Raw genomic sequence first — 23409 nt, 5'->3', positions numbered from 1 at the left:
GCGCAGACCGAGCAGATCGGCGCCGCCGTCTCCGACACCGCCACGGTGCTCTCCTCGACAGGCGGCAAGTTCCACGGAACGCCCACCACGCACGCGTCAGGCGAGAAGCTTCGCCTTCGCGGCCGCGAACTCGTCGTCCGAGAGAACACCCGACTGGTGCAGCTGGCCGAGCTGCTGCAGCTTGCCGATCAGATCGTCACCGGCGGAGCCGGCGGGTGCGGCGGCCGGCGGGGCCACCTGCTGTTGAGCCACCTGCTGCTGCGCGGCGATCTGCTGAGCGATCGCCGCCTGCTGCTCGGCGGCCTGCTGGTCCGCGTACGCCTGCCGCTCGGCTGCGCGCTGCTGCGAACTGCGGTCCATCGCGTTGGCCGTGGCCCTCGCAGTGCCGGTGATGACGGCGGTGCGTGCCACCGTCCCCAGCAGCCCCGGCCGGCCCATGCGCCTTCCGATCATATGAACTTTCCCTTCTACCGTGCGTTCGCGACGGCGGAGACGACCGCGTCACGGGGGATCTGAACGTGCAGGGCCACCTCGCCGCCCGCGGCGCGGGCCGCCGTGGCGATCCGGCGCGCCCACGACTCCTCGTAGACGATGATCGCCGCGGACGTGCCGGGCTCGAGCGATTCGCGCACCACATCCAGGTCGTCGTCGCTGATCAGGTCCTGTGCCTCGATCGCGAGGGCGGCCAGTCCGGCGTCGGTGAGATCCTCGTCGACGTCGATCTCGGTGATGTTGCCGGCCGCGTCCTTCGCGATGTAGACGAGGTCGACGATGGTGACGTAGCCACGGTGGACGACGTCCTGCAGGGCGGCGACGGTGGCGGGGTCGGCGGTGGTTCCGGGGAAGGTCAGGATGACCAGTTCCACGGGGCCGATGTCGCTCAGTTGAGTCATACCGATCAGTCTGCCACGGGGGGTCGGCACGGACGGGGACGAAGCCGGAGAAGGTGCGTAGCGCTCAGAACGCCCACCGCAGCGCCGCCGCGATCTCCTCGTCGCTCGCGTCGGCGAAGCGCGCGATCTCGGCGCGGTGGACGTCGACGATGGTGGCGGACAGTTCGGTCCCGAAGGCGTCGGTGAGCATCGTGTCGGCCTCGAAAGCGTCGGTGGCCTCGGCGAGTGAGACCGGCAAACGGCCGATTCCGCGTCGACCGCGTTCCTCGTCGGTGAGCGACGCCGGGTCGACGTCCACCAGTTGGGGCAGGGCGACGCCCTCGCGGATGCCGACCATCCCGGCGAACAGCAGTCCGGCCAGGCAGAGATACGGGTTCGCGGACAGATCCAGCACCTTCACCTCGAGATTCGAGGCGCGGTCCTCCTCACCCCCGCTTCCGGTGACCAAACGCAGTGCCGCCTCACGGTTCTCGTGACCACATGCCTGGAACGGCGCCGCCCACTGGCCCGGGACCAGGCGGAGGTAGCTTGCCGGCGACGGCGCCCCCACCGCGAGCAGGCCGGGAAGGTGCTCGAGAATGCCGGCGGTGAAGGCCTCGGCCGTCGCCGTCAGCCCGCACGGGCCGTCGCCGCCGCTGTGCAGATTCCGTCCGTCCCACCACAGCGACAGGTGGACGTGGCCACCGTTGCCGACTCCGCCGGCGATCACCTTGGGCGAGAACGACGCCCGCATCCCGTGGCGGATCGTCACCGCCCGGATCGTTTCCCGCACCAGCACCGACGTGTCGGCCGCCGCGAGTGGATCCTCGGCGGCCACCGACAGCTCGAACTGCCCCGACGCGTACTCGGGGTGGATCTGCTGTAGCCGCACGCCCTGCTCCCGCAGTGCCGAAACCAGATCGACCAGGTACCCGGACTTCTCGGCCAGCCGGGTGAATCCGTAGGCGGGGCCGCGGGTGGCGGGTGCGAAGTCGTCGGCGTCGGCCGCGACGACCCACTCGATCTCGAATGCGGCCCTCGCGGTCAGACCCTCGTCGTCGAGCTGCGCGACGGCCCGGCGCAGCACTCCGCGGGCATCCTGCGGGTGCACCTCGCCGTCCTGCGTGTACCGGTCGACGGGCGCCCACGCCCACCCGGGTAGGGCGGCGAGAATCGTGACCCGGTCGAGGTCCGGCATCAACCGCAGGTCGCCGACCGGCCCGCCCGCGTAGCGGCCCGCGACGATCGTGTCGTCCGGGGTGAAGGCGTCGAACACCGGCGACGCGCCGACACCCCACGCCGCCGCCCGCTCCAGTCGGTCGATCGGGACGGCCTTGGTGCGCACCACCCCGGAGTTGTCGACCCACGGCAACGCGACGACCACCACCCCGGCGCCGGCGAGTTCGGCGGTCAGTCGTGCGGCCGCGAGTGCCCGACGGTCGCGTTCGTGCCGATCCATCGCAACTCCCTTGCATCGGGGCCGGTCAGCGGCAGAATGGCAGGGTGGCGTTCTCACCGGACGATACGCCGCCGGACCCCGGCGGAGACTCGATTGCGGTGATGGTCGACGCCCTCCCGCTCGTCGACCATCACTGTCACGGTGTGCTGCGCGAACCACTCGACCGGGCCGGGTTCGAGGCGCTGCTGACCGAGGCTGCGGCACCAGGGCGGTGGCACGGCAGCCTGTTCGACACGCAGGTCGGCGTCGCGGTACGCCGACTGTGCGCGCCGGTGCTGGGCCTCGAGCCGCACACCGGACCCGACGAATACCTCGAACGGCGAGCCGAACTCGGAGTCGACGAGGTGACCCGACGTCTGCTCGCTGCGGCCGGCATCTCCGAATTCCTCGTCGACACAGAGTTTCTCCCGGACCGGCTGACGACACCGGACGAGTTGGCGGCGTTCACGGGTGGCGTAGCGCACGACGTGGTCCGGCTCGAGTCGGTGGCCGAGGAGGTGATCGCCGGGCACAACGCCGCCGCGTTCGCGCAGACGTGTCGGGCTCGGCTGGCCGACGCGTCCCGTACCGCGATCGCGTTCAAAACCGTTGCGGCCTATCGGGTCGGACTCGATCTGGACGCGGCCCGGCCGTCCGACGCCGCGGTCTTCACGGCCGCGGCGCGGTGGGCGTCGGACATCGCCGCGGGGCAGCCGGTCCGACTGCGCGACGAGACCCTCGTCCGGTTCCTGATCTGGACCGCCGTCGATCTCGGGCTCCCGATCCAGTTCCACGTCGGCTACGGCGACGCCGACACCGACCTGCACCGTGCGGACCCACTGCTGCTGATGCCGCTGCTGCGGGCAACCGCGGAGCGCGGCGTGCCGATCATGTTGCTGCACAACTACCCGTTCCATCGGCACGCCGGCTACCTGGCGCAGGTGTTCGACCACGTGTTCGTCGACGTCGGGCTCGCGGTGCAGAACGTCGGCGGCAGGGGAGCGGCCCGCGTGCTCGCGGAGTTGCTCGAGCTCGCGCCGTTCGGGTCGGTGCTCTTCTCCACCGACGGGTGTGGGCTGCCCGAACTGTTCCACGTGGCCGCCGTGCGGTTCCGCCGGGCGCTCGCGACGGTGCTCGACGCCGAAGTGGCCGAGGGGGACTGGTCGCGCACGGATGCCCGGCGGGTCGCACGGATGATCGCCGCCGACAACGCGCGCCGCGCCTACCGGATCGAATCCGGCACCCCACCGACCGATTAGTCCGAAACGCCAGGAAACGAGGGGCTGTGATCCGGGTCTCTCGCATGGCATAGTTTCGGCCCACACCGGCACGCCGCACGCGGCGTGGATCGAGCGAGGAGCCGTGAATGCTTAGTACGATGAATGATTTACCTCTTTCCATCGCGCAGCTGCTGCGGCACGGAAGCACCGTCCACGCGGACGCCGAGGTGGTCACCTGGACCGAGGCCGGCGCGCGGCGTCGGACGTACGCGGAGGTCGGTCGACGGTGTGCCCAGTTGGCGCACGCGCTGCGCGGACTCGGCGTCGACGGCGACGATCGGGTCGCGACCTTCATGTGGAACAACGCCGAGCATCTCGAGGCGTACCTCGCGGTGCCGTCGATGGGGGCCGTGCTCCACACGCTCAACATCCGGCTGTTCCCCGAGCAGCTGGTCCACGTGGCCAACCACGCCGAGGACCGGGTGATCATCGTCGACGCGACGCTCGTCCCGCTGCTGGTGCCGCAGCTGTCGCAGCTCAAGACCGTCGAGCACGTGATCGTCACGGGGGAGTCGACGGCCGGGCTCGAGGCGCCCGAGGGCGTCCAGGTGCACACCTACGAGGGGCTCATCGCGGATCGGTCGACCGAATACGACTGGCCCGAACTCGATGAACGTGCCGCTGCGGCAATGTGTTACACGTCGGGTACGACGGGTGATCCCAAGGGCGTCGTCTACTCGCACCGGTCGATCTACCTGCATTCGATGCAGGTGTGCATGAGCGACGGGCCGAACCTGAAACAGGGTGACCGCGCGCTGGCGGTGGTTCCGCAGTTCCACGCGATGTCGTGGGGACTGCCGTACGCGGCGTTCATGATCGGCGCGTCGCTGATCATGCCGGATCGGTTCCTGCAGCCCGGCCCGCTCGCGGAGCTGATCGCGGCGGAGCGGCCGACGTTCGCGGCCGCGGTGCCGACGATCTGGCAGGGCCTGCACCTGTACCTCGAGCACCATCCACAGGACATCTCGTCGATGCGGGAGGTGCTCATCGGCGGTGCCGCGGTGCCGCCGTCGCTGATGCACGCGTTCGAGGCCGACCACGAGGTGTCGGTGCTGCACGCGTGGGGCATGACCGAGACGTCGCCGCTCGGGTCCGTCGCGCGCCCACCCGCCGACGCGGCGGGGGACGACCGGTGGAGGTACCGCTACACGCAGGGCCGGTTCCCGGCGTCGGTCGAGGCCCGCCTGATCGACGACGACGGCAACAAGGTGCCGCACGACGGCACGAGCATCGGCGAACTCGAGGTCCGCGGACCGTGGATCACCGCGTCGTACTACGGCGTCGAGGCGCCGGACAAGTTCCGGGACGGCTGGCTGCGCACCGGTGACGTCGGCTCGATCACGCCCGACGGGTACCTGACGCTGTCGGATCGGACGAAGGACATCATCAAGTCCGGCGGCGAGTGGATCTCCTCGGTCGACCTCGAGAACGCGGTGATGGGCCACCCTGCCGTCGCCGAGGCCGCGGTGATCGGTATCCCCGACGAGAAGTGGGACGAGCGCCCGCTCGTGGCGGTGGTGCTGCGCGAGGGCAGCGGCGCCTCGCTGGACGAGTTGCGGGACTTCCTGGCCGGCAAGGTCGCCAAGTGGCAGTTGCCGGAGAACTGGGCGGTGATCCAGGAGGTGCCCAAGACCAGCGTCGGCAAGTTCGACAAGAAGCGGCTGCGCGCCGACTTCCACGACGGCAGCCTCGACGTCACCCGGTTGTGACGCGGGAGGACCTGCCACGAGTGTGGCAGGTCCTCAGGATCTGTTCGTCTCGTCGGGCCGGCCGGGTCCCGCAGACTCCGTCGTCTACGACGCGCTGCCGAACCCGAACGGCGACGGCGTCACGTCGAACTGCATTGTGGTGGTGGCTGGTTCGCCCGACGGCGGCGCGAAGGTGGCGAGCGCCGTGTAGCGGCCCGATTCGTGGACCTGGACGGCTTGGGTCGCGCCCCCGAGGGTCAGCGGAATCGTGAAGCTGCTCGTGTCGCCGTCGGGCTCGGTGAGTTCGAGGATCACTGGGGTGGTGGCGTCGGCGCCCGAAGGGGAGGGGGCGACGAGTACCGCCAGCGTCGTGATCGTGTTGCCGTAGACGGTGCCGATCGGAGGCACGACCGTCACTGTGTAGGTCGTCGCGGCCGAGGCTGCGGGTGCGAGAGCCAGAAGGGCGGCTCCGGCCAACGCGGCCACGGTGGCGGATGTGCGCGGGAGGCTCATGCGAATCCCTTCCGGGTCGACGGCAACGGCGGTGGATCGTTTCGTCACCGCCACGCTATCGGCACAGCCTCGCCGGCTCGTTCACCCGGATCGGGTGAAATCCGACCCGGATCAGCGCTTCTTGCCGAACCGCAGCTTCCACGGCACCAGGGCCGACTCGAGCTGGACGCCGAGGCTCATCTTCGACACGCCCTCGATGCGCTCCTCGAACCGGATCGGGACCTCGGCGATCCGCATGCCGCGGCTGGTGGTCCGGTAGTTCATCTCCACCTGGAACGAGTAGCCGTTGCTGTGGATCGACGCGACGTCGATCGCCTCGAGGGTGCGCGCGTGCCACGCCTTGAAGCCCGCGGTCGCGTCCTTCACGCCGAGTCGCAGGATCGCGTTCACGTAGAAGTTCGCCCACGCCGACAGCGCCTTGCGGTGCCACGGCCAGTCGCTCGCGACGGCGCCGCCCGGCACGTACCGGGAGCCCAGGACGACCGCCGCGTCCGTCGTGGTGAGCGTGCGGATCATCGTCGGGATCACCTCGGCCGGGTGCGACAGGTCGGCGTCCATCTGCACGACGATGTCGGCGCCCTCGGCGAGCGCGCGGGTCATGCCGGCCACGTACGCGCGGCCCAAGCCGTCCTTCTCGGTGCGGTGCAGCACCCCGATGGAGAGCGGGGAGTCGATCGCGAGCTTCTCCGCGACGTCGCCCGTGCCGTCAGGGGAGTTGTCGTCGACGACGAGCAGATGCAGGTTCGGGACCTCCAGCGCCGCCAGCAGCTCGACGAGCTTGGGCAGATTGTCGCGTTCGTTGTACGTAGGTACAACGACGGTCGTCTTCGGCGAGCTGCTGTCCATGGGACCTTCCTGATCACGCTCTGTCGTCTAGGCCAAAGGCGAGTGTGGTCATGAATGGAGTCGATAGCAACTCACCTGGAGTTTTGTTGCAGTCAGGACGCGGGTTCCGTGATATTCACCATCCACGAGACCCCGAAACGGTCGGTGCAGGCGCCGAAGGTGTCGCCCCACATCTGCTTCTCGAGGGGCACGTCCACGGTGCCGGACCCGGACAAAGCGGTCCAGTAGCCGCGCAGTTCGTCGGCGTCGTCGCCGCTCAGGCTCACCGCCATGTCGGTGCCGGGCGTGCGCTCCATGCCGGGCGGGATGTCCGCGCCCATGATCGTGAAGCCGTTGGGGGCCTCGAGCATGGCGTGCATGATCTGGTCCTCCGGGGCCGGTGCGCCGAACTCACCGAAGGTGCTCATGTTCAGGGTGCCGCCGAAGACGCCCTTGTAGAACTCCATCGCGTCGCGCGCGGTGCCGGGAAAGCTGATGTACGGGTTGAGACGAGATGCCACGGGACGCTCCTGAGGTTCGCCGGTACGTGCTCGGTGGTGTCGCAGCACCGACGCTACCGCCGACGGGGCGCGGTGCGGATAGGTTCGGCCGGTGATGATCATCGACCGGGTCGGTCCGGCCCTCGCCGCCGTCGTCGGCGCGTTCGTCGCCGGGTTCGCGATCCTCGCATCCGAACCGAACGACACGATCGTGCTCGAGTGGGACGGCGGCATCTGGTTCCACACGACGCTGCAGTGGGCCGCGACCGTCGCCGCGGTCACCGCGGTGCTGGTGTACGTGGCGCTGCGGGCGCGGGCGTCGACGGCCGCGACGGTGACCGCCACGATCGCGGGCGCTTGCGCGCTCGCGTTGCCGGCCTGGATGGACGTGACGACCGCGCAGTCGGTGTCGCTCGCCGGACTCGGCGCGGGGTCGCTGCTCGGGGTGGGCGCGTTCCTGGTGGCGGACCGGGCCGCGGCGGGGGTGGCTCCCGCGGTGGGACTGATTGCCGCGCTGCTGTTCACACCCGCCGTCGATGCGCTGCGCCCGCAGACCGATCGATGGCTGCTCTCGCTGGACCCGTACTACCCGCCCGCGGTGGTGCCGGTGCCCGCGCTGTTGGTCACGGTCGCGCTGATCGTCGGGGTCGCCCTGCGCTGCGTGCCCACCGCCGTGGCGCCGCCGGATCGTCGCCTGCTGTTCGTCGGGATGGGTCTGCCGATGCTGTTCCTCTTGGTCTTCTCGGCCGTCGGGTCCGCGATGCCCGACTACGTGCCGTGGCTGATCGGTGTCACCGTCGCGCTGGTCGCGACTCTCGCCGCGACGCGGCTTCTGCCGGTGCCCGACGCGGTGACGCTGATGGTGGGACTTGCGATCGCCGCGGCCGTCGTCAGCGACCTCGGCTGGTTCACGTCTCCCCCCGTGGGCGCGGTGCTGGTCCTCGGGATCGTGTTGCTCGCGGCGGGCGTCTGGGCCGGGCGTCGACGGCCGGCCCCGGTCGCGGCGCTCGCCGTGCTCACAGCCGTCACGGCAACCGGACTGCTGCCCGGGGACACGGTCGTCGCGGTCACTGCCTACGCGGTGGTGTTGCCCCTCGCGGCCGGGTTCGCGTTCGGCTCGTGCCGGCCGGTGTGGTCGGAGGCGGTGTTGACGGCGGGGATGCTGCCGTTCACGCTCACGCTGCTGTCGGTGTACGTGCCGGTCGGAGAACCCGATTTCGGGTGGACAGTTTTCACACCGGAGACGCCGCTGCCGGTGATCGAGATGTACGTGGTGAACGCGGACCGGCCGGTCGTCGCGGTGGCGGTGGCCGTTGCGCTCGCCGCGACGGCGACGACGGCCGTCCTGGTGCGCCGCCGCACTCTGGTCGGTCGCTGAGATGGATCGGAGCCCGGACGGTCCCGATCGGGGGCAGGACCGGCCGGGCTCCGAGGTTTCGGTCGGGATCAGCCCCGCATCTTGATGCCCAGCTTCAGCACCGTCAGCGGGTCGAGGCCCAGGCCCTTGGTCAGGTAGCTGTTGATGCTTCCGTAGTCGGAGGTGATCTGCGCGAGTCCGGCCTCGAGGTAGCTTGCCTCCACGCCGAGGACCGGGGTCAGGTTCAGTGCGGCCTGATCACCGAGCGCGCGACGGATCTGGGCGAGCGTCCTCACATTGACCGGTTCCAGGTAGTCGTTGCTGAGCAGGTAGTCGGCCATGACGGTCTCCGGGGAGGCCCCGCCGATCCGCTGCAGCAGCGACGCGACCCAGCCGGTGCGGTCCTTGCCGGAGGTGCAGTGGAAGATCACCGGTCCGTCGCTGTTCGCGATGTCGGTGAGCACCTTCGCGAAACCGGCGCGGCGGACCGGGTCGGTCACGAAGCTGCGGTTGGTGTCCTCCATGAACTGGCGGCCCTGCTCGGGCGACTGGATGGTCTGCGCCAACTGGACGAGGTCCGCGAACTCGATCGGGGTGTGGACGTAGTCGGCGCCGGCCGGGATCTTGTCCTCCCCCCCGACGAGGGGATTCGCGATCTCCGAGACACCGCGCATGTCGGTGATCGAGGTGATCCCCAGCCCCGTGAGAGTCTGCAGATCGGGCTCCGACGCGGACGTCAGCGCGTTGGCCCGGTAGACCACGCCGCGCTTGAGGTGCTGCTCGAACCCGGTGGCGTAGCCGTCCCCGTCGTTGCCGCCGACGTCACGGAAGTTCGCGATCGACGCCAGGTGCGGCGTCGGGTCGAGCGGCGCAGTGGATCCGGCGTCGAGCGATCCGAGCGAGCCGGACGCGAGCGATCCGGACGCGAGCGAGCCGAGATCGAGTGCGGTGGCCGCACCGGTCCCGGCGAACAGCAGTCCTCCGGCGAGGAGGACGGTGGTGGCCGATGTGGCAGTCCGCACGAGCACACGTGATGAAGCGATCCTCATGGCGGTTCCTTTCGGGGGGTGGGGGAGGTGGGGGGTGGATCAGTTCGCGACGTCGGCCATTCCGGTGAAGCCGTACCGGTCGCACGGGCCGATGATTCCGACCTCGAACAGGCCTGAGCCGACGGTGCTTTCGCCGTCCTCGACGAGGGTGAACCGGGCCAGGTTGTCGACGGGGCAGAACATCTTCTTCCACGCTTCGATGTCGGCGACCTTCTCGCGTACGCCCTGCACGACGAGTTCGCCCTGCCACATGCCGTGCCGCCAGTCCTGCTCGAGTCCGTACCCGGTGCCCACGCCCAGGTAGTGCGGCAGGACGGGTTCGCAAGCGACGGTGAGGATTCGATCGGGCTTGCCGTATCCCTCGGGGCGGTGGAAGGTCAGAGTGCCCGACGCGACCTCGCGCCCGCCGGGGACGAACGTCAGGTCGTGTTCCGGCCGGCCGAGCCACTCCGGCTCGCGGGTCCGGTCGGCCCACACCCGTGTCGCGTCCTGCACGATCCGGCGGCCCTGCCGGTCCTCCTGCATGATCGTGACGATCGAGAACCCGTCGAACTGCATGATCGTGTAGATCCAGAAGAAGTTCTGCTCGCCGGCGATCGCCGGATCCGCCCGCCGTCCGGGCGGTTCGGCCTCGCCCACCGGGCGCACGCCCCACGAGCGGTCGCGGTTGCCGCGCCACGTGTCCGGGGTGACCGGGATCGTCTCGCCGTCGACGGTGAGGGTGCCGCTCCAGCGTCCGGTCTGCACGAACCGCTGTGTGTCGAACGTGACCCGCTCGAGCTGGCGGTGGAAGTGCCTGGCCTCCAATGCCGCCGGCACATCCGACTCGAACACGAGATCGAACGACAGGTCGGGTGCCTCGGGGGTGGGCTCGAGCACGACGCGCAGCCGGTGCAGGCCCTCGAGCACCTCGATCCGCAGCGGTCCCACCGAGACGTCCATCCGGTCCGAGCCGAGTGCCTTGGACGCGCGGGCCACGATGTGGTCGTTGCCGCGGCGCAGCACCGCGAACCCGTCCGTCACACCGAGATTGGGGTACTGGCCGAGGCCGATGATGAGGAACAGGGGTTCCCCGTCGTAGTCGAGCCCCGGATGGCAGTTGAAGTAGTACCGGTCGTAGAAGTTGCGGTCGGACGTGCCGACGTGGCGGATCGGTTCGGCGATCTGGTGCACGGGGTAGTCGTCCATCGGTGAGAGCATCACGCCACTCCTTCGCTGTCGATGCGGGCCCAGTAGACGCCGTCGAGCATCTCCTCGAGCGTCTTTCGGTGCAGGATCATGTCGTCGGGGTCCGCGGGCGCCTCGGCCTGGCCGAACGCGACGGCGCGACTCTGCACGCGGAACATGATGATGGCGTGCCGCAGTGCCGCGTACAGCGTGTAGAACTCGAGGTCGCGGGCCTCGTGCCCGGTGAGGTCGCGGTAGGCGGCCGCGACATCGTCCCGGCGCAGGAAATCGGGCAGTCCGGGCAGCCCCGCCATCGTGGCCAGATCCTCGAAGAACCTGTGGATGAAGATCATCCAGGCCAGGTCCATCTCGCGCGGGCCGAGCGTGGCCATCTCCCAATCGAGCACCGCGACCGGCTCGAAGTCGCGGTAGATGATGTTCCCGATCCGCGAATCGCCCCAGCACAGCACGGCCGGGCCGGTGACAGCGGGCCAGTGCGCGTCCAGCCAGTCGAGACCCCGTTCGATCAGCGGCGAGCGGGGGCCGGTCTCGGTTGCCCACTCGTAGTAGCGACGCTGGCCGTCCACGTGCGCGCGAAGCGCGGCGTCCGCGGTGACCTCCTCGCCGGCGCCTCCCGGCGCGAGGCTCGGAAACAGTTGCGCGGGTGTGGCTATCGCGTGCAGCTCGGCCAGGACGCGCACCGACGCGTCCTGCAGGCGGCGACGTTCGTCGGGGGAACCCGCGAACAGCCAGGAGTCGCCGAAGTTGTACGGCATGACGTCCGGCGGGACCTCACCGTCGAGGCGTTCCATCACGAAGAACTCGCCACCGAGCGCGTCGGGCGACGTCTCGGACCAGTACACCCGCGGCACCGGCACCGGGGAGTGCGCGCCGACGGCCTTGATCACCTCGAACTGCTGGTCCAGGTCGTACGAGGGGAAGATCGGCACTCCCGACGGCGCGGGCGCGATGCGGGCCACCAGGTAGTGATGGCGGCGTTCGCCGTCCTCGTGCCACACGGCGTCGAAGAGGATCGTCTCGTTGGACATGCCGTTGGCGGCGGGCACCTGGACGTCGGTGACCTCGGGATTCGCGTCGGACGGCAGTTTGGTCCGGAGCCAACCCTGTAGGCGGGTGGCCAACTCGGCTGGATCCGTGCGGGATTCGCCGGGTCTGGCCATCTCCGAGTAGTCGCGGTCGTCGGTCGTGTACTCGAAACTCATGAGCGACCCTTCGATGGTCGGGAGGCGATCGTCGCCTCGCAGTCGTTCTGGAATGCGGGGTGCTGCGGTGGAACGGTCCAGCGGCAGATCGGTCGACGGCCCCGGGGTGTCGGCGGGGCGCGGAAAGCTCTAGTCGATACATTGCGTATCGACTACGACGTGACACAATGTAACGGCCATCACACTTCGACGCAAGGGGTTTCATTCGATGTCCAGGCAGCGGCAAGCGCAGCACCGGCTTGGGCCGCAACGGAACCCCGCGATCGACGAGGCCGTTCTACAGGCGACGCGTGAACTCCTGGTCGAGAACGGCTATGCCGGAACCTCGATCGACAAGATCGCTACTCGTGCCGGCGTCGGACGTCCGGCGATCTACCGCCGCTGGCCGTCGAAGGCGCACATCGTGCACGACGCGGTGTACCCGGTGATGGAGTCGGAGAACGTGTCCGACCTGGAGATCGCCGAGGAGCTGGGCCGGCTCACCTACGGCGCCGTGGCGCTGTTCGGTGGCCCGGCGGCGCGGGAGGCGGTGCCGGGACTGATGAGTGAGGGGCGCAGCGACCCCGAACTGCGCAGGGCTCTGATCACGGACCAGCTCGAGGTGATCCGCGAGGAGCTGGGAAACCGGATGCGCGAGGCGATCGGCGCGGGCGAACTGCGCGACGGCGTCGACCCGGACGTCCTGCTCGACATCATCGCGGGCACCGCGATCTTCGCGCAGTCGGTGCGTGACGCCGAGGACCAGGGAAAGCTCGCGGCGTCACTCGTGGACATCCTTCTGAACGGCGTGCTGCCGCGGTGATCGGCCGGCTCAGCCCGCCAGATCGTCGGGGCCGAGCGCGTCCGCGCGCCACTCGGCGGTGCTGAGCGGCGCGTCGAAACGCAGCCGACGCCAGGTTGCCCAGGCGCCGACTGCGATTGCGAGGACGAGAACGAGGCGGCGAGGTGAACTCATGCCGCCATTGTGCCGCTACTGCTGATCCCACTCCACCAGTAGCGAATTGGGTCCACGCAGTGCGACGCCGACCTGGCTGGTGACCCGCGCCTGCTCGGCGGCGCCGTCCTGCAGCCGCAGGCCGGGCAGCCGGTCGAGCAGGATCCTCAGTGCGGTGTTCAGTTCGGCCAGTGCGAGCCAACTGCCGGCGCAGCTGTGCGGTCCCTGGCCGAACGCGAGCATCGACGTGGCCCGGCGGGTGATGTCGAAGCGGTGCGGATCCTCGTGGACCGCCGGGTCGCGCAGTGCGGCATTGATCGAGAAGATCATCGGCGTGAGCGGCGGGATGTCGATGCCGTTCCACGACGTGGCCTCCGGGCAGGCGCGCGGCAGCAGCCCCACCGGCGGCTCCCAGCGCAGTCCCTCCCAGATCGCCCACTGCGCGTGCTCGGCCGGATCCGAGCGCAGCAGCTCCAGCTGGTCGGGGTGGGTGAGCAACGCGGACAGCGTGTTTCCGAGAGCGAGCATCGTGGTGTCGGCGCCGGCCGGGAACAGCAGGCGCAGGAACGCGAGGATCTGCTCGTCGTCGAGCGTCTCCCCCTCGGCGGATTCGGTGACGAGCATGGAGATGAGGTCGTCGCCGGGATTGCGTCGCCGCTCGGCGAGGATGGGCGTGACGTGGTCGGCGAATTCCTGCGACGCGCGCATCGCCGCCTCGGGGTCCATCGGGAAGTAGAACAGGTCGTGCGCCCAACGGTGCACGGTCGCCTCGTCCTCCACCGGCAGGCCCAGCAGACGGCTGATGATCAGCACCGGATAGCGCGTGGTGAACTCGGCGACCAGGTCGGCGGTGCCACGGTCGGCGAACCGGTCGATCAACTCGTGGGCGAGCGGTTCGAGCACGGGTTCGATGTACTCGCTGATCCGGTTGCGCCGGAACGGCGGGGACACGATGGCGCGGTTGACGCGGTGTTCCCGTCCCGCCATGCACTGCAACGTCTTTCCGAGCACCGGACCGGTCGTCATGGAGTAGATCGCCGACGCGGGGAAGGTGTCCTCGTCCTTGAAGGCCGCCGACACCAGGTCGTGGGTGAGGAGCAGGACGGCCTTGACGCCGGCGAACGGAACCACGGCGTAGGGCTTCTCGGCGCGCAACCGCTCGAGGACGGCGTGGATCTCGGGGGCGTCCTCGAAGGCGAAGTCGACCCCTTCGATGTCGACGGTGTCGAGTGTTGACGGAGCGGTCATCGGCGGGGTCCTCCCGAGCAGGTTGCGAGACGAATATTCGTGTCGCACTGGACGAATATCGGTTACTGTGGCGAGGGTAGGAGGAAACATGGACCGTGACAAGGGTGCAACCGGATCTCCGCCCACCGATCGGGTGGTGGGGGTCGTCGAACTACTGGCCGGACGGGACGAGGCGTGCACCATCGCCGAGGTGGCTGACGCGCTCGGCCTGAGCCGTTCGACGGTGGGTGCCGTGCTGGGCTCGCTGGCCGCGCACGGGTGGGTACGTCGCGACGCCGACCTGCGGTACCGGCTGGGCCCGCGACTCGCGGGTGTGGGCGAGGCCGCGCGCTCGGCAGTGGGCGTACCGCCCGGGCTGGACGCGACGCTCGCCAGACTGTCGGCGCAGGTGGACTGCGGTGCGGCGCTCGGCGTCGTCACCACCACCGAGATGACGTTCCTCGCGGTCGATGCGGGCAGGGGCAGGCTACCGGCGGGCATCACGGTGGGGACCGGGTTGCCGCTGCGCGCCCCCGCGGGCGCGGCGGTCATCGCGTTCGCCGACCCGGCCCGCCGACGGGCCTGGCTCGACACCTTGCCGGAAGCGCTCCGCGCCGCGACCGGCGAGACCCTCGACCTGATCCGGACCACCGGCGTCGGGGTGTGGGGGATCGGGGCGTCCGATCCCGGCATGTTGGACGTGCTGGCCGAGGTGGTGGAGCATCTCGGCGAGGACCCCACCCGGACCGCGTTGCGCGGCCGGGTCCTGGACCTGCTCGGCAGTATCAGCGGAAGGCCCTACAGCGCAGCCGATCTCGCGAGTGACCGAGCGCTTCCCGTGAGCTATCTGGTGGCGCCGGTCTTCGGCGCGGACGGCCGCGCGTCGTGGGAGTTGCAGATCGGTCCCCTCCGCTCCGCCGTCACCCGCGACGAGCGGGCGCACTACATCGAGAGCCTGACCCGAGCCGCTCGGGAACTGGATACGAGAACAGGAGTGAATGCATGAGCGCTGCCGAAGATCTGGTCACCGAGTTCTGTGCGCTGTGGGCCGATCCGGATCCCGCGGTGATCGCGGGGTACTTCACCGAAGATGCCGTCTACCACAATATTCCGATGGATCCGGTCAAGGGTCGTGACGCGATCCGGGAGTTCCTCGAGGGCTTTCTGGCGATGTTCGAGGGGATCGATTTCCAGATCCACAAGCAGGTCGAGTCCGGTGGCATCGTGATGAACGAGCGCACGGACGTGCTCCGTGGACTCGGCAAGGCGACCCCGCTGCCGGTGATGGGCGTCTTCGAGGTGGTCGACGGCAAGATCGCCGCGTGGCGGGACTACTTCGACATGGCTGCGATCACCGCCGCGTTCGGCGGCTGAACCCGGCGCGGGCGCGCGAAAGTACACAACCGCTGCGCGGAAAGAAAGCCCTTACGCAATAGTTGGACGTCCTATAACCTGCGTCACATGAGTGAGGATCCGCGCATCGACACCGTCGACGGAGTACTCCGTCGGGCCGCCGCGAGACAGCCCGAACGCACTGCTCTGACCTTCGACGACCGAACCTGGACGTACCGCGAACTGGACGACGCCGTCACCCGCGTCGCCGGGCGCCTGCTCGCACTCGGGCTGGCCCCCGGCGACCGAGTGGCCGGGTACGGCGTCAACTCCGACGCGTACGTCATCGGCTTCCTGGCCTGCGCTCGCGCCGGCCTGGTCCACGTTCCGGTGAACTACGCGCTCACCGGCGACGAACTGCAATATCTGCTGGGGCAATCCGGGGCCCGGGCCGTGCTGGTCGACCCGGCGTTGCGGGGGACCCTCGAATCGGTCCGCGCCGATCTCGGTGTCGAGCACGTCGTCGCGTTGCGGGGTGAGGACGGGTCACTGCTCGGGTGGACGCGCGGCGGCGACGTTCCGGAGGTGCCTGCGGGGGTATCCGGCGGCGACCTCGTCCAGCTGCTCTACACGTCCGGTACGACCTCGAAGCCCAAGGGCGCCATGATGACCCACGGCGCGCTGGTGCACGAGTACGTGTCGTCGGTGATCGCTCTCGGGCTGAGCGCCGACGACAACCCGCTGATCTGCATGCCGCTCTACCACTCCGCGGGCATGCACGTGTTCATGCTGCCCTACCTGTCCGTGGGGGCGACCGTGCATCTGATGCAGACGCCGGACATCCCCGAGATCCTGCGCCGCATCGAGGCCGACCGGATCGGATCGCTGTTCCTCGCGCCGACGGTGTGGGTTCCGCTCGCCGGGCACCCGGACCTCGACACGCGCGACCTCTCGTCGCTGCGGAAGGCGCAGTACGGTGCGTCGATCATGCCGGTCACCGTGCTGAACCGGCTGCGTGCGCGGTACCCGGACCTCGGCTTCTACAACTGCTTCGGTCAATCCGAGATCGGCCCGCTCGCAACGGTGCTCGGACCCGACGAGCACGAGGACCGGCCGTCGTCGTGTGGGCGTGCGGTCTATTTCGTCGAGACCCGGGTGGTCGACGCGAACGGCGACGACGTCCCCGACGGCGAACCGGGTGAGGTCCTCTACCGTTCCCCGCAACTCTGCCAGGGGTATTGGGACAATCCGGAGGCCACGGCGGAGGCGTTCCGGGACGGCTGGTTCCACTCCGGGGACCTGGTGACCCGCGACGCCGAGGGGTTCATCACCGTCGTCGACCGGATCAAGGACGTGATCAACACCGGCGGCATCCTGGTGGCGTCCCGGGAGGTGGAGGACGCCCTCTACACGCACCCCGGGGTCGCCGAGGTGGCGGTGATCGGTGTGCCCGACGAGAAGTGGATCGAGGCCGTGACGGCCGTCGTCGTGCTGCGCGACGACGCCGACCCGGACGCGGTCACGGCGGAGGTGCTCGTCGACCACGTCCGGGAACGCATCGCTCCGTTCAAGGTGCCCAAGCGAATTCGCTTCGTCTCGGCACTACCTCGCAACCAGAGCGGCAAGCTGCTCAAGCGCGAGCTGCGGACCGAACTCGACCCGGTGTGACCCTGAGCCGGATCACCAGTTGACGGCAACTCCGCTGTCGTGCAACCAGATCAGCGGGTCCACCTGGTATCCGGCCGGGTTCCACACCTCGAGGTGCAGGTGGGGGCCGGTCGACTGGCCGCGGTTGCCGACCGTGGCGATCAGCTCACCCGCGAGGACGGGCTGACCGACGTTCACGACGAACGTGTCGACATGGCCGTAGACGGTGATGGTGCCGTCGGTGTGCTGGACTCGAACCCACAGCCCGAACCCGGACGCAGGGCCTGCGTCGATGACGACGCCGTCGGCGGCCGACAGGATCGGCGTGCCCATGTTGGCCCCGATGTCGATGCCGTTGTGGTGCGTGCCCCAGCGCGGGCCGTAGCTCGACGTCAGGAAGCCCGCGACGGGCTGGACGAAGGCGGGACGCGGCGGCGGGAGCACGGGGGCCGGCATGGGCGCCGGAGCCGGAGCCGCCTCGGGGGCCGGAAGCGGATCGGGCATCGGTGCCGGGATCGGCACGGACTGCGGCTCCGGGGCCGGTGCGGGTGCCAGGAGCTTGGGCGCGGGCTTCCACCGGGTGGCCGATGCCGGCGTCCACTGGTGAGGTCCGGCGTGCGCGGCATCCACGAGCGACGGGATGTCCACGCCGGGCAGGAACTGGCCGGCGGGCAGCTGGAGCTGGACGCCGGCGACGTCGGGCCGGTGCAGGGGAGCAGCGGACGCGGTCGCCGCGCCGATCTGCACGCTGCCGGCGAGCAGGGCTCCCGTGGTGACGGCGACCGCGGTGGCCTTCAGAGAGCGACGGCCGAGAGCGGCCGTGGATGTCGGGGCTCCGACGCTGTACGTGCTGTGGTTATCGGCCACAGTGGATACCTCATTTGTGGTCTCTGGTCGGTCCCGGTGGACAGCAACCTCGGATCTTTCGTCACGGAAAAGTAACAAAGAGGTATCGACTCGTCCACCGTGATGCTGTCGTTATCTTCATGGGATAAGAACCGACCGGTACCGAGGAAGTTCGCAGGTCAGCGTCCTGTTCGACCTGAATCGCGCAGTCCAGAGTCTCCGATTCGCTCGAACAAGAACGTGAGGTCCGAAAGCGAGATCGGGCGTATGCCGAGGTCGGGTGCGCAATGCGCGCCTCACACCACCGAATTACGTCACTGTGACTTCGCGCCTCGGATCGTGCTCGGCGCAGTTCGGCGACATCAAGATCGAACGGGCCGGGGATCGGGCGGTCCGTCCGGTCGCTTTGTGGCAGCGATCTCAGTGGAAGACGACGCGGCACACAGAAAAGACGGCCCCCGCGCTGGGACGCGGGGGCCGACAGTCGTTTACTCGGGTGCCCGAGGATCCGGCTCGGGTGGCGGCGTGGGAGGGACGGATCACGCGGGCTGCGCGGTGACGACGACGTTGTCCTTGTAGGTGAAGCCGGACGGCAGAACCGGATCGGGGACCGTCTCGCCGCCACACGTCACGAGCACCAGTCGCGGAGCACCGTCGGTGGCGAAGAACTCCAGCGGCAGTGCCGTCTTCTCGTACAGGGTGAGGCTGGTGGCGTGGTACGTCCACATCTGCCCGGAACTGTCGGTCACGTAGATCGGGGTGCCGGGTTCGATGCGGTGCAGCGCCCACATCGCGCCGCGGGTGCGATCGCCGTCGTCTACGTGACCGGCGATGAGGTTCGTTCCTTCCGGCGAGTGATACTCCACGCCGTTGGCGAGGTGCGAGACCTTGGACGGTGCGGGCAGGGTCATGCTGCCGCTGGATCCGATCTTTGTCCGCACGGCCTCGGCGCGGATGCCCAGATCCGGGATCGCGAGCGTGTCGGGTCCGAGGTCCGAGGGGGCCGGGCTCCAGGTGGCGTCCGGATCGGGAGGAGCGCCCGCGTCGAACGGGGTCTCGGGAACCGGTGCGGTCAGCGGGTCGCCGGTCGCACCGATTGCGGTGTAGATCAGTCCGCTACCGGCCACGAGTAGTACGAACAGTGCGACGACGAGTGACCGGTTGCCGGAGCGGCGGTGTCGTCGGTGCCTACCCATTTCGGTCCTCTTGGTCGATAGCGGTCATCTATTGCCGGTCCACGGAGAGGCGTGAACCCTGCTGGTAATCATAGTGTTTCGTGATCCTTCTGCGGCAGTGCAGTTTTGCGCCACCAGACGTGCAGTTTTGCGCCAGAAGGCCGGGGTGCCACGAAACCGCCGATACCGTCGAGGTCGCGTCGCCTCCGCTACCGGAGGCGCGTGCGTCAGCTCTGTTTCCGTCGGCACCGTCGTCGACTCCAGCTCTGACGATCAACCATGTCGATGAGACATGCTGATTGGATTCGTGCGGGGGGCAGCATGTTTCGATGGAAACCAGCTCTCCGAGGCTCGACTCCCGATCGGGATGTATCACGCGCAGTCTCGAAAGGAGTTGGATTGTCCAGGCGTACACGCAGACGGACAGGAGCCTACCGGCGCGCCACGTTGTCCGCGGGCCTCACCTCGTCCCTTCTGCTGTCCCTCACGGCGTTCACCGCGGGAGTCACCGCACCGACGGCGGCTGCCGCACCGCAGCCGACCTTCTCGTGTGATGCATACGGGTATCTGTTCCAGGCGCCCAACGGCGTCGCCGGTGCGAAGACCGTGACCAAGGTGGATCTGGCGACCGGCGACACCATGCTGGCCGGCAGCACCTCGCGGGCCCTCAATGCAGTGGGGTACAACCAGCTCGACAACTACATCTACGGTTGGGACTGGGACAAGATGGTGCCGGTCCGGATCGGCAGCGACCTGTCCGAGACGGAACTTCCACTACCGGCCGGAATGCCCGCGGCGAAGCTCAACACCGGCGACTTCGATTCCGCCGGCAACTTCTGGGTGACGGCCAACACGGACGGCTCCAAGTGGTACAAGATCGACTATGCACCGGGATCGCCGACCTACGGCAAGCTCCTGGCGTCGGGCATTCGATCGGGTCAGGGTATCGCGGACTGGGCGTGGATCGACGGCGGCCTGTACGGCGTCGACGTGAACCAGCATCTGCTCCGATTCGACGGGGTCACGCACAAGACGCAGGACCTCGGTGCCGTGTCCGGGCTCGAGGCCGGCATGGCCTTCGGCGCGGTCTACGTGGACGCGAAGGGCTATCTGTACGGATCGGACAACACGTCCGGCAAGGTCTACCGGATCGATACGAAGACCCGGGTGGGGACGTTCCTCGCGAACGGGCCGGCCTCGAGCGGTAACGACGGTGCGCGGTGTGCGAGCGCCGGTATCCCGACCGTGACGGTGTCGAAGACGATCGACGGACGCGTTCACGCAACGGATCAGTTCACTGTGGGCCTGGTCAACGACCGTGCCGCGACGGTGACCTCGGCGACGACGTCGGGGACCGACACCACGGCGTCGACGATCGACTGGCCGGTGTCCCAGGGCAAGACGTACGCGATCACCGATACGCCGGCGGCGGGATCGTCGAGCGTGACGGCCGACTACACGCCTGCGATCGCTTGCACGGATACCACTACGGGACAGACGGTTCCGGTGTCGGGCACGGGTCCGTGGACGCTTCAGGTCACGGATATCCACGACTATCAGTGCAGCGTGACGAACACCGGTCTGATCGGCGGCCTGACGATCGTCAAGGCGTCGACGACGACCGAGATCACCGAGGTGGGCCAGAAGGTGCCGTACACGTTCGCGGTGACGAACACCGGCAACGTGACGGTCCAGGACATCAAGGTCGCGGACACGCAGGTCGCTCCCGCGAAGGACGAGAACCTGAGCGAGGTGTCCTGCCCGGACACCGAACTGGCGCCGGGTGAGTCGACGACGTGCACCGCCGAATACACGGTTGCGCAGGCCGATTTCGACCACGGCTCCATCAAGGACACCGCCAAGGCCACGGGTAGCACCCCGACCGGCAATCCGGTCGAGAGCCCGGAGACCACGGATTCGGGTGTCGAGATCGGTGTCACCGGAGGTGCGGGCGGCCTCGAGGTCGTGAAGGCGTCGACGACGACCGCGATCACCGAGGTGGGCCAGAAGGTGCCCTACACGTTCGCGGTCACCAACACCGGCAACGTGACGGTCACGGACATCGTCGTCACCGACACCCAGGTCGCGCCGGCCCAGGACGAGAACCTGAGCCCGGTCACCTGCCCCGAGGACACGCTGGCGCCGGGTAAGTCGACGACGTGCACCGCGGAATACACCGTCTCACAGGCTGATTTCGATCACGGATCGATCGCCGATACCGCGAAGGCCGCCGGATCGGATCCGAAGGGCGGCGCCGTCGAGAGCCCCGCCACCCCGGGTTCGGGTGTCGAGATCGGCGTGAGCGGCGGTCAGGGCGGCCTCGAGGTCGTCAAGGCGTCGACCACGACCGCGATCACGCAGGTCGGCCAGAAGGTCCCGTACACGTTCGCGGTGACCAACACCGGCAACGTGACCGTCAAGGACATCACGGTCACCGACACCCAGGTGGCGCCGGCCGACGATGCGAACATGAGCGAGGTGTCCTGCCCGGACACCGAGCTGGCACCGGGCGAATCCACCGTCTGCACGGCCGAATACACGGTCAGCCAGGCTGATTTCGACCACGGCTCGATCGCCGATACCGCGAAGGCCACCGGATCGGATCCGAAGGGCGGGGACGTCGAGAGTCCGGCCACCCCGGGTTCGGGTGTGGAGATCGGCACCTCCGGCGCCGCGGGCGGCCTGTCGGTGGTGAAGTCGTCGACCACGACGGCGATCACCGGTGCGGGCCAGAAGGTCCCGTACACGTTCGCGGTGACGAACACCGGCAACGTGACCGTCAAGGACATCACGGTCACCGACACCCAGGTCGCGCCGGCCGACGATGCGAACATGAGCGAGGTGTCCTGTCCGGCCACCACGCTGGCGCCGGGTGCGGCGATGGACTGCACCGCCGAATACACGGTCTCGCAGGCCGATTTCGATCACGGCTCTATCGCGGACACCGCGAAGGCCACCGGTTCGGATCCGAAGGGCGGGGACGTCGAGAGCCCGGCCACCCCGGGGTCGGGTGTGGAGATCGGCACCACCGGCGCACACTCGGAGTTGGCAATCGTGAAGTCGTCGACCACGGCTGCGATCAGCGAGGTCGGCCAGAAGGTTCCCTACACCTTCGCGGTCACCAACACCGGCAACCTCACGGTCAGCGACATCGTCGTCACCGACACCCAGGTCGCGCCCGCGCAGGACGCGAACCTGAGCCCGGTGACCTGTCCGGCCACCACCCTGGCCCCGGGTAAGTCGATGGACTGCACCGCCGAATACACGGTCTCGCAGGCCGATTTCGATCACGGCTCGATCGCGGACACCGCGAAGGCCACCGGCACGGGTCCGAACGGTGATCCCGTCACGACGCCGGAGTCCTCGGACTCGGGCAAGGAGATCACCACCGCGGGTGCACGCCCGGAGCTGACCGTGGTGAAGACCTCGACCACGACCGAGATCACCACGGCCGGACAGAAGATCCCGTACCTGTTCGCAGTGACGAACACCGGCAACGTGACCGCCACCGACGTCACCGTCGTCGACAAGCAGGAAGCTCCCGCGCTCGACGAGAACCTGACCGCGGTCTCGTGCCCGGCCACCACCCTGGCCCCGGGTGCGTCGATGGACTGCACCGCCGAGTACACCGTCTCGAACGAGGACGTGAAGTTCGGTGCCGTCACCGACATCGCGGCCGCGACCGGCCGGACGGTCACCGGTGATCCGATCGAGAGCCTGCCGTCGGAGAAGAGCATCACCAAGCAGGGCTTCACCGGCAGCCTTCCCGGCGCCGGATCGCTGGCCCTGGGCTCCCTCGGCCTCGGCGCGCTCGGCCTCGGCTCCCTGGGACTGGGTTCGCTCGACCTGGGCTCGCTCGACCTGCCCGCCGGATCGGCCGACTCCACCCACGGCTCCACCCACGGCTCCACCCCGGGCTCGTCCGACGGCTCCACCGGCACGAACACCGAGCAGCCGAGCCAGCCCGGAAACGGCAACGGGCACAGCGGCAACGGTAACGGCGGCAACGGATCCGGAAACGGTGACAACGCCGGCCAGAACGCCGGACACGGCAACGGTCAGTCGGGCAACCAGGCCGGCAGCAACCAGTCCGGCAATGCCACCGCCCAGGGCGCACGCATCGATTCCGGAGCCGGCGCAGGCGAATCCGGCGTCGATACCGGGCTTCTCGCCGCGGGCGGCGTGGTCCTGGTGGCCGCGCTCGCCGTCGGCGGAACGATCCTCGCCCGCCGCAGGAACTGATTCCTGCTGACTCGTGAGTGAACGAATGGGGCCGGATCGCAACAGCCAGTTGCGATCCGTCAACGAGCTGGACGAGGTGGTCCACGCTGCGTGT

At 68.9% G+C, this 23409-nt stretch carries 21 protein-coding genes; 8 read left to right on the top strand and 13 right to left on the bottom strand.

Features of this window, described 5'->3' with window-relative positions; genetic code table 11:
• Positions 1–96: 96 nt before the first annotated feature.
• The 3 genes from LCL87_RS07795 to LCL87_RS07785 form a co-directional block, all read right to left on the bottom strand.
• Entirely contained in the window at positions 97–453 is a 357-nt protein-coding gene (locus tag LCL87_RS07795; RefSeq protein ID WP_225018384.1) for an SHOCT domain-containing protein, read from the bottom strand.
• Between the two features lie 14 nt (positions 454–467).
• Positions 468–893, bottom strand: a complete 426-nt coding sequence (locus LCL87_RS07790; RefSeq protein WP_225018382.1) for a DUF6325 family protein — start codon at positions 891–893, stop codon at positions 468–470.
• Between the two features lie 64 nt (positions 894–957).
• On the bottom strand, positions 958–2331 hold the full coding sequence (locus LCL87_RS07785) for a glutamine synthetase family protein (RefSeq protein WP_225018380.1): 1374 nt from the start codon (positions 2329–2331) through the stop codon (positions 958–960).
• Between the two features lie 44 nt (positions 2332–2375).
• Between LCL87_RS07785 and LCL87_RS07780 the strand changes: the two genes are divergently transcribed.
• Both LCL87_RS07780 and LCL87_RS07775 read left to right on the top strand, forming a co-directional pair.
• The gene (locus tag LCL87_RS07780) at positions 2376–3569 is read left to right on the top strand and encodes an amidohydrolase family protein (RefSeq protein WP_225018378.1); all 1194 of its coding nucleotides are present in this window, start codon (positions 2376–2378) and stop codon (positions 3567–3569) included.
• A 107-nt stretch (positions 3570–3676) separates the two neighbouring features.
• Complete coding sequence (locus tag LCL87_RS07775; RefSeq protein WP_225018376.1) at positions 3677–5299, top strand: long-chain fatty acid--CoA ligase; 1623 nt, start codon at positions 3677–3679, stop codon at positions 5297–5299.
• 84 nt (positions 5300–5383) lie between these two features.
• Here the strand turns inward: LCL87_RS07775 and LCL87_RS07770 are convergent, their stop codons facing one another.
• The 3 genes from LCL87_RS07770 to LCL87_RS07760 form a co-directional block, all read right to left on the bottom strand.
• The gene (locus LCL87_RS07770) at positions 5384–5791 is read right to left on the bottom strand and encodes a hypothetical protein (RefSeq protein ID WP_225018374.1); all 408 of its coding nucleotides are present in this window, start codon (positions 5789–5791) and stop codon (positions 5384–5386) included.
• Positions 5792–5902: 111 nt separating this feature from the next.
• Positions 5903–6637, bottom strand: coding sequence for a polyprenol monophosphomannose synthase (locus LCL87_RS07765; protein WP_225018371.1), 735 nt, complete (start codon positions 6635–6637; stop codon positions 5903–5905).
• 92 nt (positions 6638–6729) lie between these two features.
• Complete coding sequence (locus tag LCL87_RS07760; RefSeq protein ID WP_225018369.1) at positions 6730–7137, bottom strand: VOC family protein; 408 nt, start codon at positions 7135–7137, stop codon at positions 6730–6732.
• Positions 7138–7228: 91 nt separating this feature from the next.
• On the opposite strand from LCL87_RS07760, the gene LCL87_RS07755 reads away from it, so the two are divergent.
• Complete coding sequence (locus tag LCL87_RS07755) at positions 7229–8494, top strand: hypothetical protein (protein WP_225018367.1); 1266 nt, start codon at positions 7229–7231, stop codon at positions 8492–8494.
• A gap of 68 nt (positions 8495–8562) precedes the next feature.
• On the opposite strand, the gene LCL87_RS07750 is transcribed toward LCL87_RS07755, so the two are convergent.
• The 3 genes from LCL87_RS07750 to LCL87_RS07740 are packed head-to-tail and all read right to left on the bottom strand — an operon-like array spanning position 8563 to position 11912.
• Positions 8563–9522, bottom strand: coding sequence for a tyrosine-protein phosphatase (locus tag LCL87_RS07750; protein ID WP_225018365.1), 960 nt, complete (start codon positions 9520–9522; stop codon positions 8563–8565).
• A gap of 39 nt (positions 9523–9561) precedes the next feature.
• Complete coding sequence (locus tag LCL87_RS07745) at positions 9562–10722, bottom strand: Rv3169 family protein (RefSeq protein ID WP_225018363.1); 1161 nt, start codon at positions 10720–10722, stop codon at positions 9562–9564.
• Positions 10722–11912 carry a phosphotransferase family protein gene (locus tag LCL87_RS07740; RefSeq protein WP_225018360.1) on the bottom strand — a complete coding sequence of 397 codons (1191 nt, stop codon included), beginning with the start codon at positions 11910–11912 and terminating at the stop codon, positions 10722–10724. The genes LCL87_RS07745 and LCL87_RS07740 overlap by 1 nt, the downstream gene beginning before the upstream one ends.
• 208 nt (positions 11913–12120) lie before the next feature.
• Here LCL87_RS07740 and LCL87_RS07735 point away from each other — a divergent pair, with 208 nt between their 5' ends.
• Positions 12121–12714, top strand: a complete 594-nt coding sequence (locus LCL87_RS07735) for a TetR/AcrR family transcriptional regulator (RefSeq protein ID WP_225018358.1) — start codon at positions 12121–12123, stop codon at positions 12712–12714.
• 9 nt (positions 12715–12723) lie between these two features.
• On the opposite strand, the gene LCL87_RS07730 is transcribed toward LCL87_RS07735, so the two are convergent.
• Both LCL87_RS07730 and LCL87_RS07725 read right to left on the bottom strand, forming a co-directional pair.
• Positions 12724–12867: a hypothetical protein gene (locus LCL87_RS07730; RefSeq protein WP_225018356.1), complete on the bottom strand. Its 144-nt coding sequence runs from the start codon at positions 12865–12867 to the stop codon at positions 12724–12726.
• A gap of 15 nt (positions 12868–12882) precedes the next feature.
• Positions 12883–14094, bottom strand: a complete 1212-nt coding sequence (locus LCL87_RS07725) for a cytochrome P450 (RefSeq protein WP_225018354.1) — start codon at positions 14092–14094, stop codon at positions 12883–12885.
• Positions 14095–14182: 88 nt separating this feature from the next.
• On the opposite strand from LCL87_RS07725, the gene LCL87_RS07720 reads away from it, so the two are divergent.
• The 3 genes from LCL87_RS07720 to LCL87_RS07710 all read left to right on the top strand — a co-directional run bounded on the left by LCL87_RS07720 (position 14183) and on the right by LCL87_RS07710 (position 17073).
• Positions 14183–15079 carry a helix-turn-helix domain-containing protein gene (locus tag LCL87_RS07720; protein WP_225018352.1) on the top strand — a complete coding sequence of 299 codons (897 nt, stop codon included), beginning with the start codon at positions 14183–14185 and terminating at the stop codon, positions 15077–15079.
• Positions 15076–15447 carry an SgcJ/EcaC family oxidoreductase gene (locus LCL87_RS07715; protein ID WP_225018350.1) on the top strand — a complete coding sequence of 124 codons (372 nt, stop codon included), beginning with the start codon at positions 15076–15078 and terminating at the stop codon, positions 15445–15447. The genes LCL87_RS07720 and LCL87_RS07715 overlap by 4 nt, the downstream gene beginning before the upstream one ends.
• A gap of 87 nt (positions 15448–15534) precedes the next feature.
• A complete protein-coding gene (locus LCL87_RS07710; protein WP_225018348.1) occupies positions 15535–17073 on the top strand; it encodes an acyl-CoA synthetase in 1539 nt (512 codons plus the stop codon).
• A 12-nt stretch (positions 17074–17085) separates the two neighbouring features.
• On the opposite strand, the gene LCL87_RS07705 is transcribed toward LCL87_RS07710, so the two are convergent.
• Together LCL87_RS07705 and LCL87_RS07700 are read right to left on the bottom strand one after the other, a co-directional pair.
• Positions 17086–17919, bottom strand: coding sequence for a M23 family metallopeptidase (locus tag LCL87_RS07705; protein ID WP_225018345.1), 834 nt, complete (start codon positions 17917–17919; stop codon positions 17086–17088).
• A gap of 518 nt (positions 17920–18437) precedes the next feature.
• Positions 18438–19094, bottom strand: a complete 657-nt coding sequence (locus LCL87_RS07700; protein WP_225018343.1) for a class F sortase — start codon at positions 19092–19094, stop codon at positions 18438–18440.
• 378 nt (positions 19095–19472) lie between these two features.
• Here LCL87_RS07700 and LCL87_RS07695 point away from each other — a divergent pair, with 378 nt between their 5' ends.
• Positions 19473–23315 carry a CLIPPER-2 domain-containing protein gene (locus tag LCL87_RS07695; RefSeq protein WP_225018341.1) on the top strand — a complete coding sequence of 1281 codons (3843 nt, stop codon included), beginning with the start codon at positions 19473–19475 and terminating at the stop codon, positions 23313–23315.
• Positions 23316–23409 lie beyond the last annotated feature (94 nt).

The organism is Prescottella equi (genome assembly GCF_020171745.1).
Taxonomy (GTDB): Bacteria; Actinomycetota; Actinomycetes; order Mycobacteriales; family Mycobacteriaceae; genus Prescottella; species Prescottella equi_A.
Note: the sequence above shows the minus strand (reverse complement) of the source record. Positions and strands in the feature narration are given on the sequence as shown.

What these genes read in the sequence shown, in the direction of transcription:
- LCL87_RS07730 (WP_225018356.1), bottom strand. Translation starts at nt 12,867, where the DNA reads ATGAGTTCACCTCGCCGCCTCGTTCTCGTCCTCGCAATCGCAGTCGGC.
- LCL87_RS07710 (WP_225018348.1), top strand. Translation starts at nt 15,535, where the DNA reads ATGAGTGAGGATCCGCGCATCGACACCGTCGACGGAGTACTCCGTCGG.
- LCL87_RS07725 (WP_225018354.1), bottom strand. Translation starts at nt 14,094, where the DNA reads ATGACCGCTCCGTCAACACTCGACACCGTCGACATCGAAGGGGTCGAC.
- LCL87_RS07740 (WP_225018360.1), bottom strand. Translation starts at nt 11,912, where the DNA reads ATGAGTTTCGAGTACACGACCGACGACCGCGACTACTCGGAGATGGCC.
- LCL87_RS07790 (WP_225018382.1), bottom strand. Translation starts at nt 893, where the DNA reads ATGACTCAACTGAGCGACATCGGCCCCGTGGAACTGGTCATCCTGACC.
- LCL87_RS07795 (WP_225018384.1), bottom strand. Translation starts at nt 453, where the DNA reads ATGATCGGAAGGCGCATGGGCCGGCCGGGGCTGCTGGGGACGGTGGCA.
- LCL87_RS07720 (WP_225018352.1), top strand. Translation starts at nt 14,183, where the DNA reads ATGGACCGTGACAAGGGTGCAACCGGATCTCCGCCCACCGATCGGGTG.
- LCL87_RS07775 (WP_225018376.1), top strand. Translation starts at nt 3,677, where the DNA reads ATGCTTAGTACGATGAATGATTTACCTCTTTCCATCGCGCAGCTGCTG.
- LCL87_RS07715 (WP_225018350.1), top strand. Translation starts at nt 15,076, where the DNA reads ATGAGCGCTGCCGAAGATCTGGTCACCGAGTTCTGTGCGCTGTGGGCC.
- LCL87_RS07785 (WP_225018380.1), bottom strand. Translation starts at nt 2,331, where the DNA reads ATGGATCGGCACGAACGCGACCGTCGGGCACTCGCGGCCGCACGACTG.
- LCL87_RS07750 (WP_225018365.1), bottom strand. Translation starts at nt 9,522, where the DNA reads ATGAGGATCGCTTCATCACGTGTGCTCGTGCGGACTGCCACATCGGCC.
- LCL87_RS07765 (WP_225018371.1), bottom strand. Translation starts at nt 6,637, where the DNA reads ATGGACAGCAGCTCGCCGAAGACGACCGTCGTTGTACCTACGTACAAC.
- LCL87_RS07700 (WP_225018343.1), bottom strand. Translation starts at nt 19,094, where the DNA reads ATGGGTAGGCACCGACGACACCGCCGCTCCGGCAACCGGTCACTCGTC.
- LCL87_RS07735 (WP_225018358.1), top strand. Translation starts at nt 12,121, where the DNA reads ATGTCCAGGCAGCGGCAAGCGCAGCACCGGCTTGGGCCGCAACGGAAC.
- LCL87_RS07770 (WP_225018374.1), bottom strand. Translation starts at nt 5,791, where the DNA reads ATGAGCCTCCCGCGCACATCCGCCACCGTGGCCGCGTTGGCCGGAGCC.
- LCL87_RS07745 (WP_225018363.1), bottom strand. Translation starts at nt 10,722, where the DNA reads ATGCTCTCACCGATGGACGACTACCCCGTGCACCAGATCGCCGAACCG.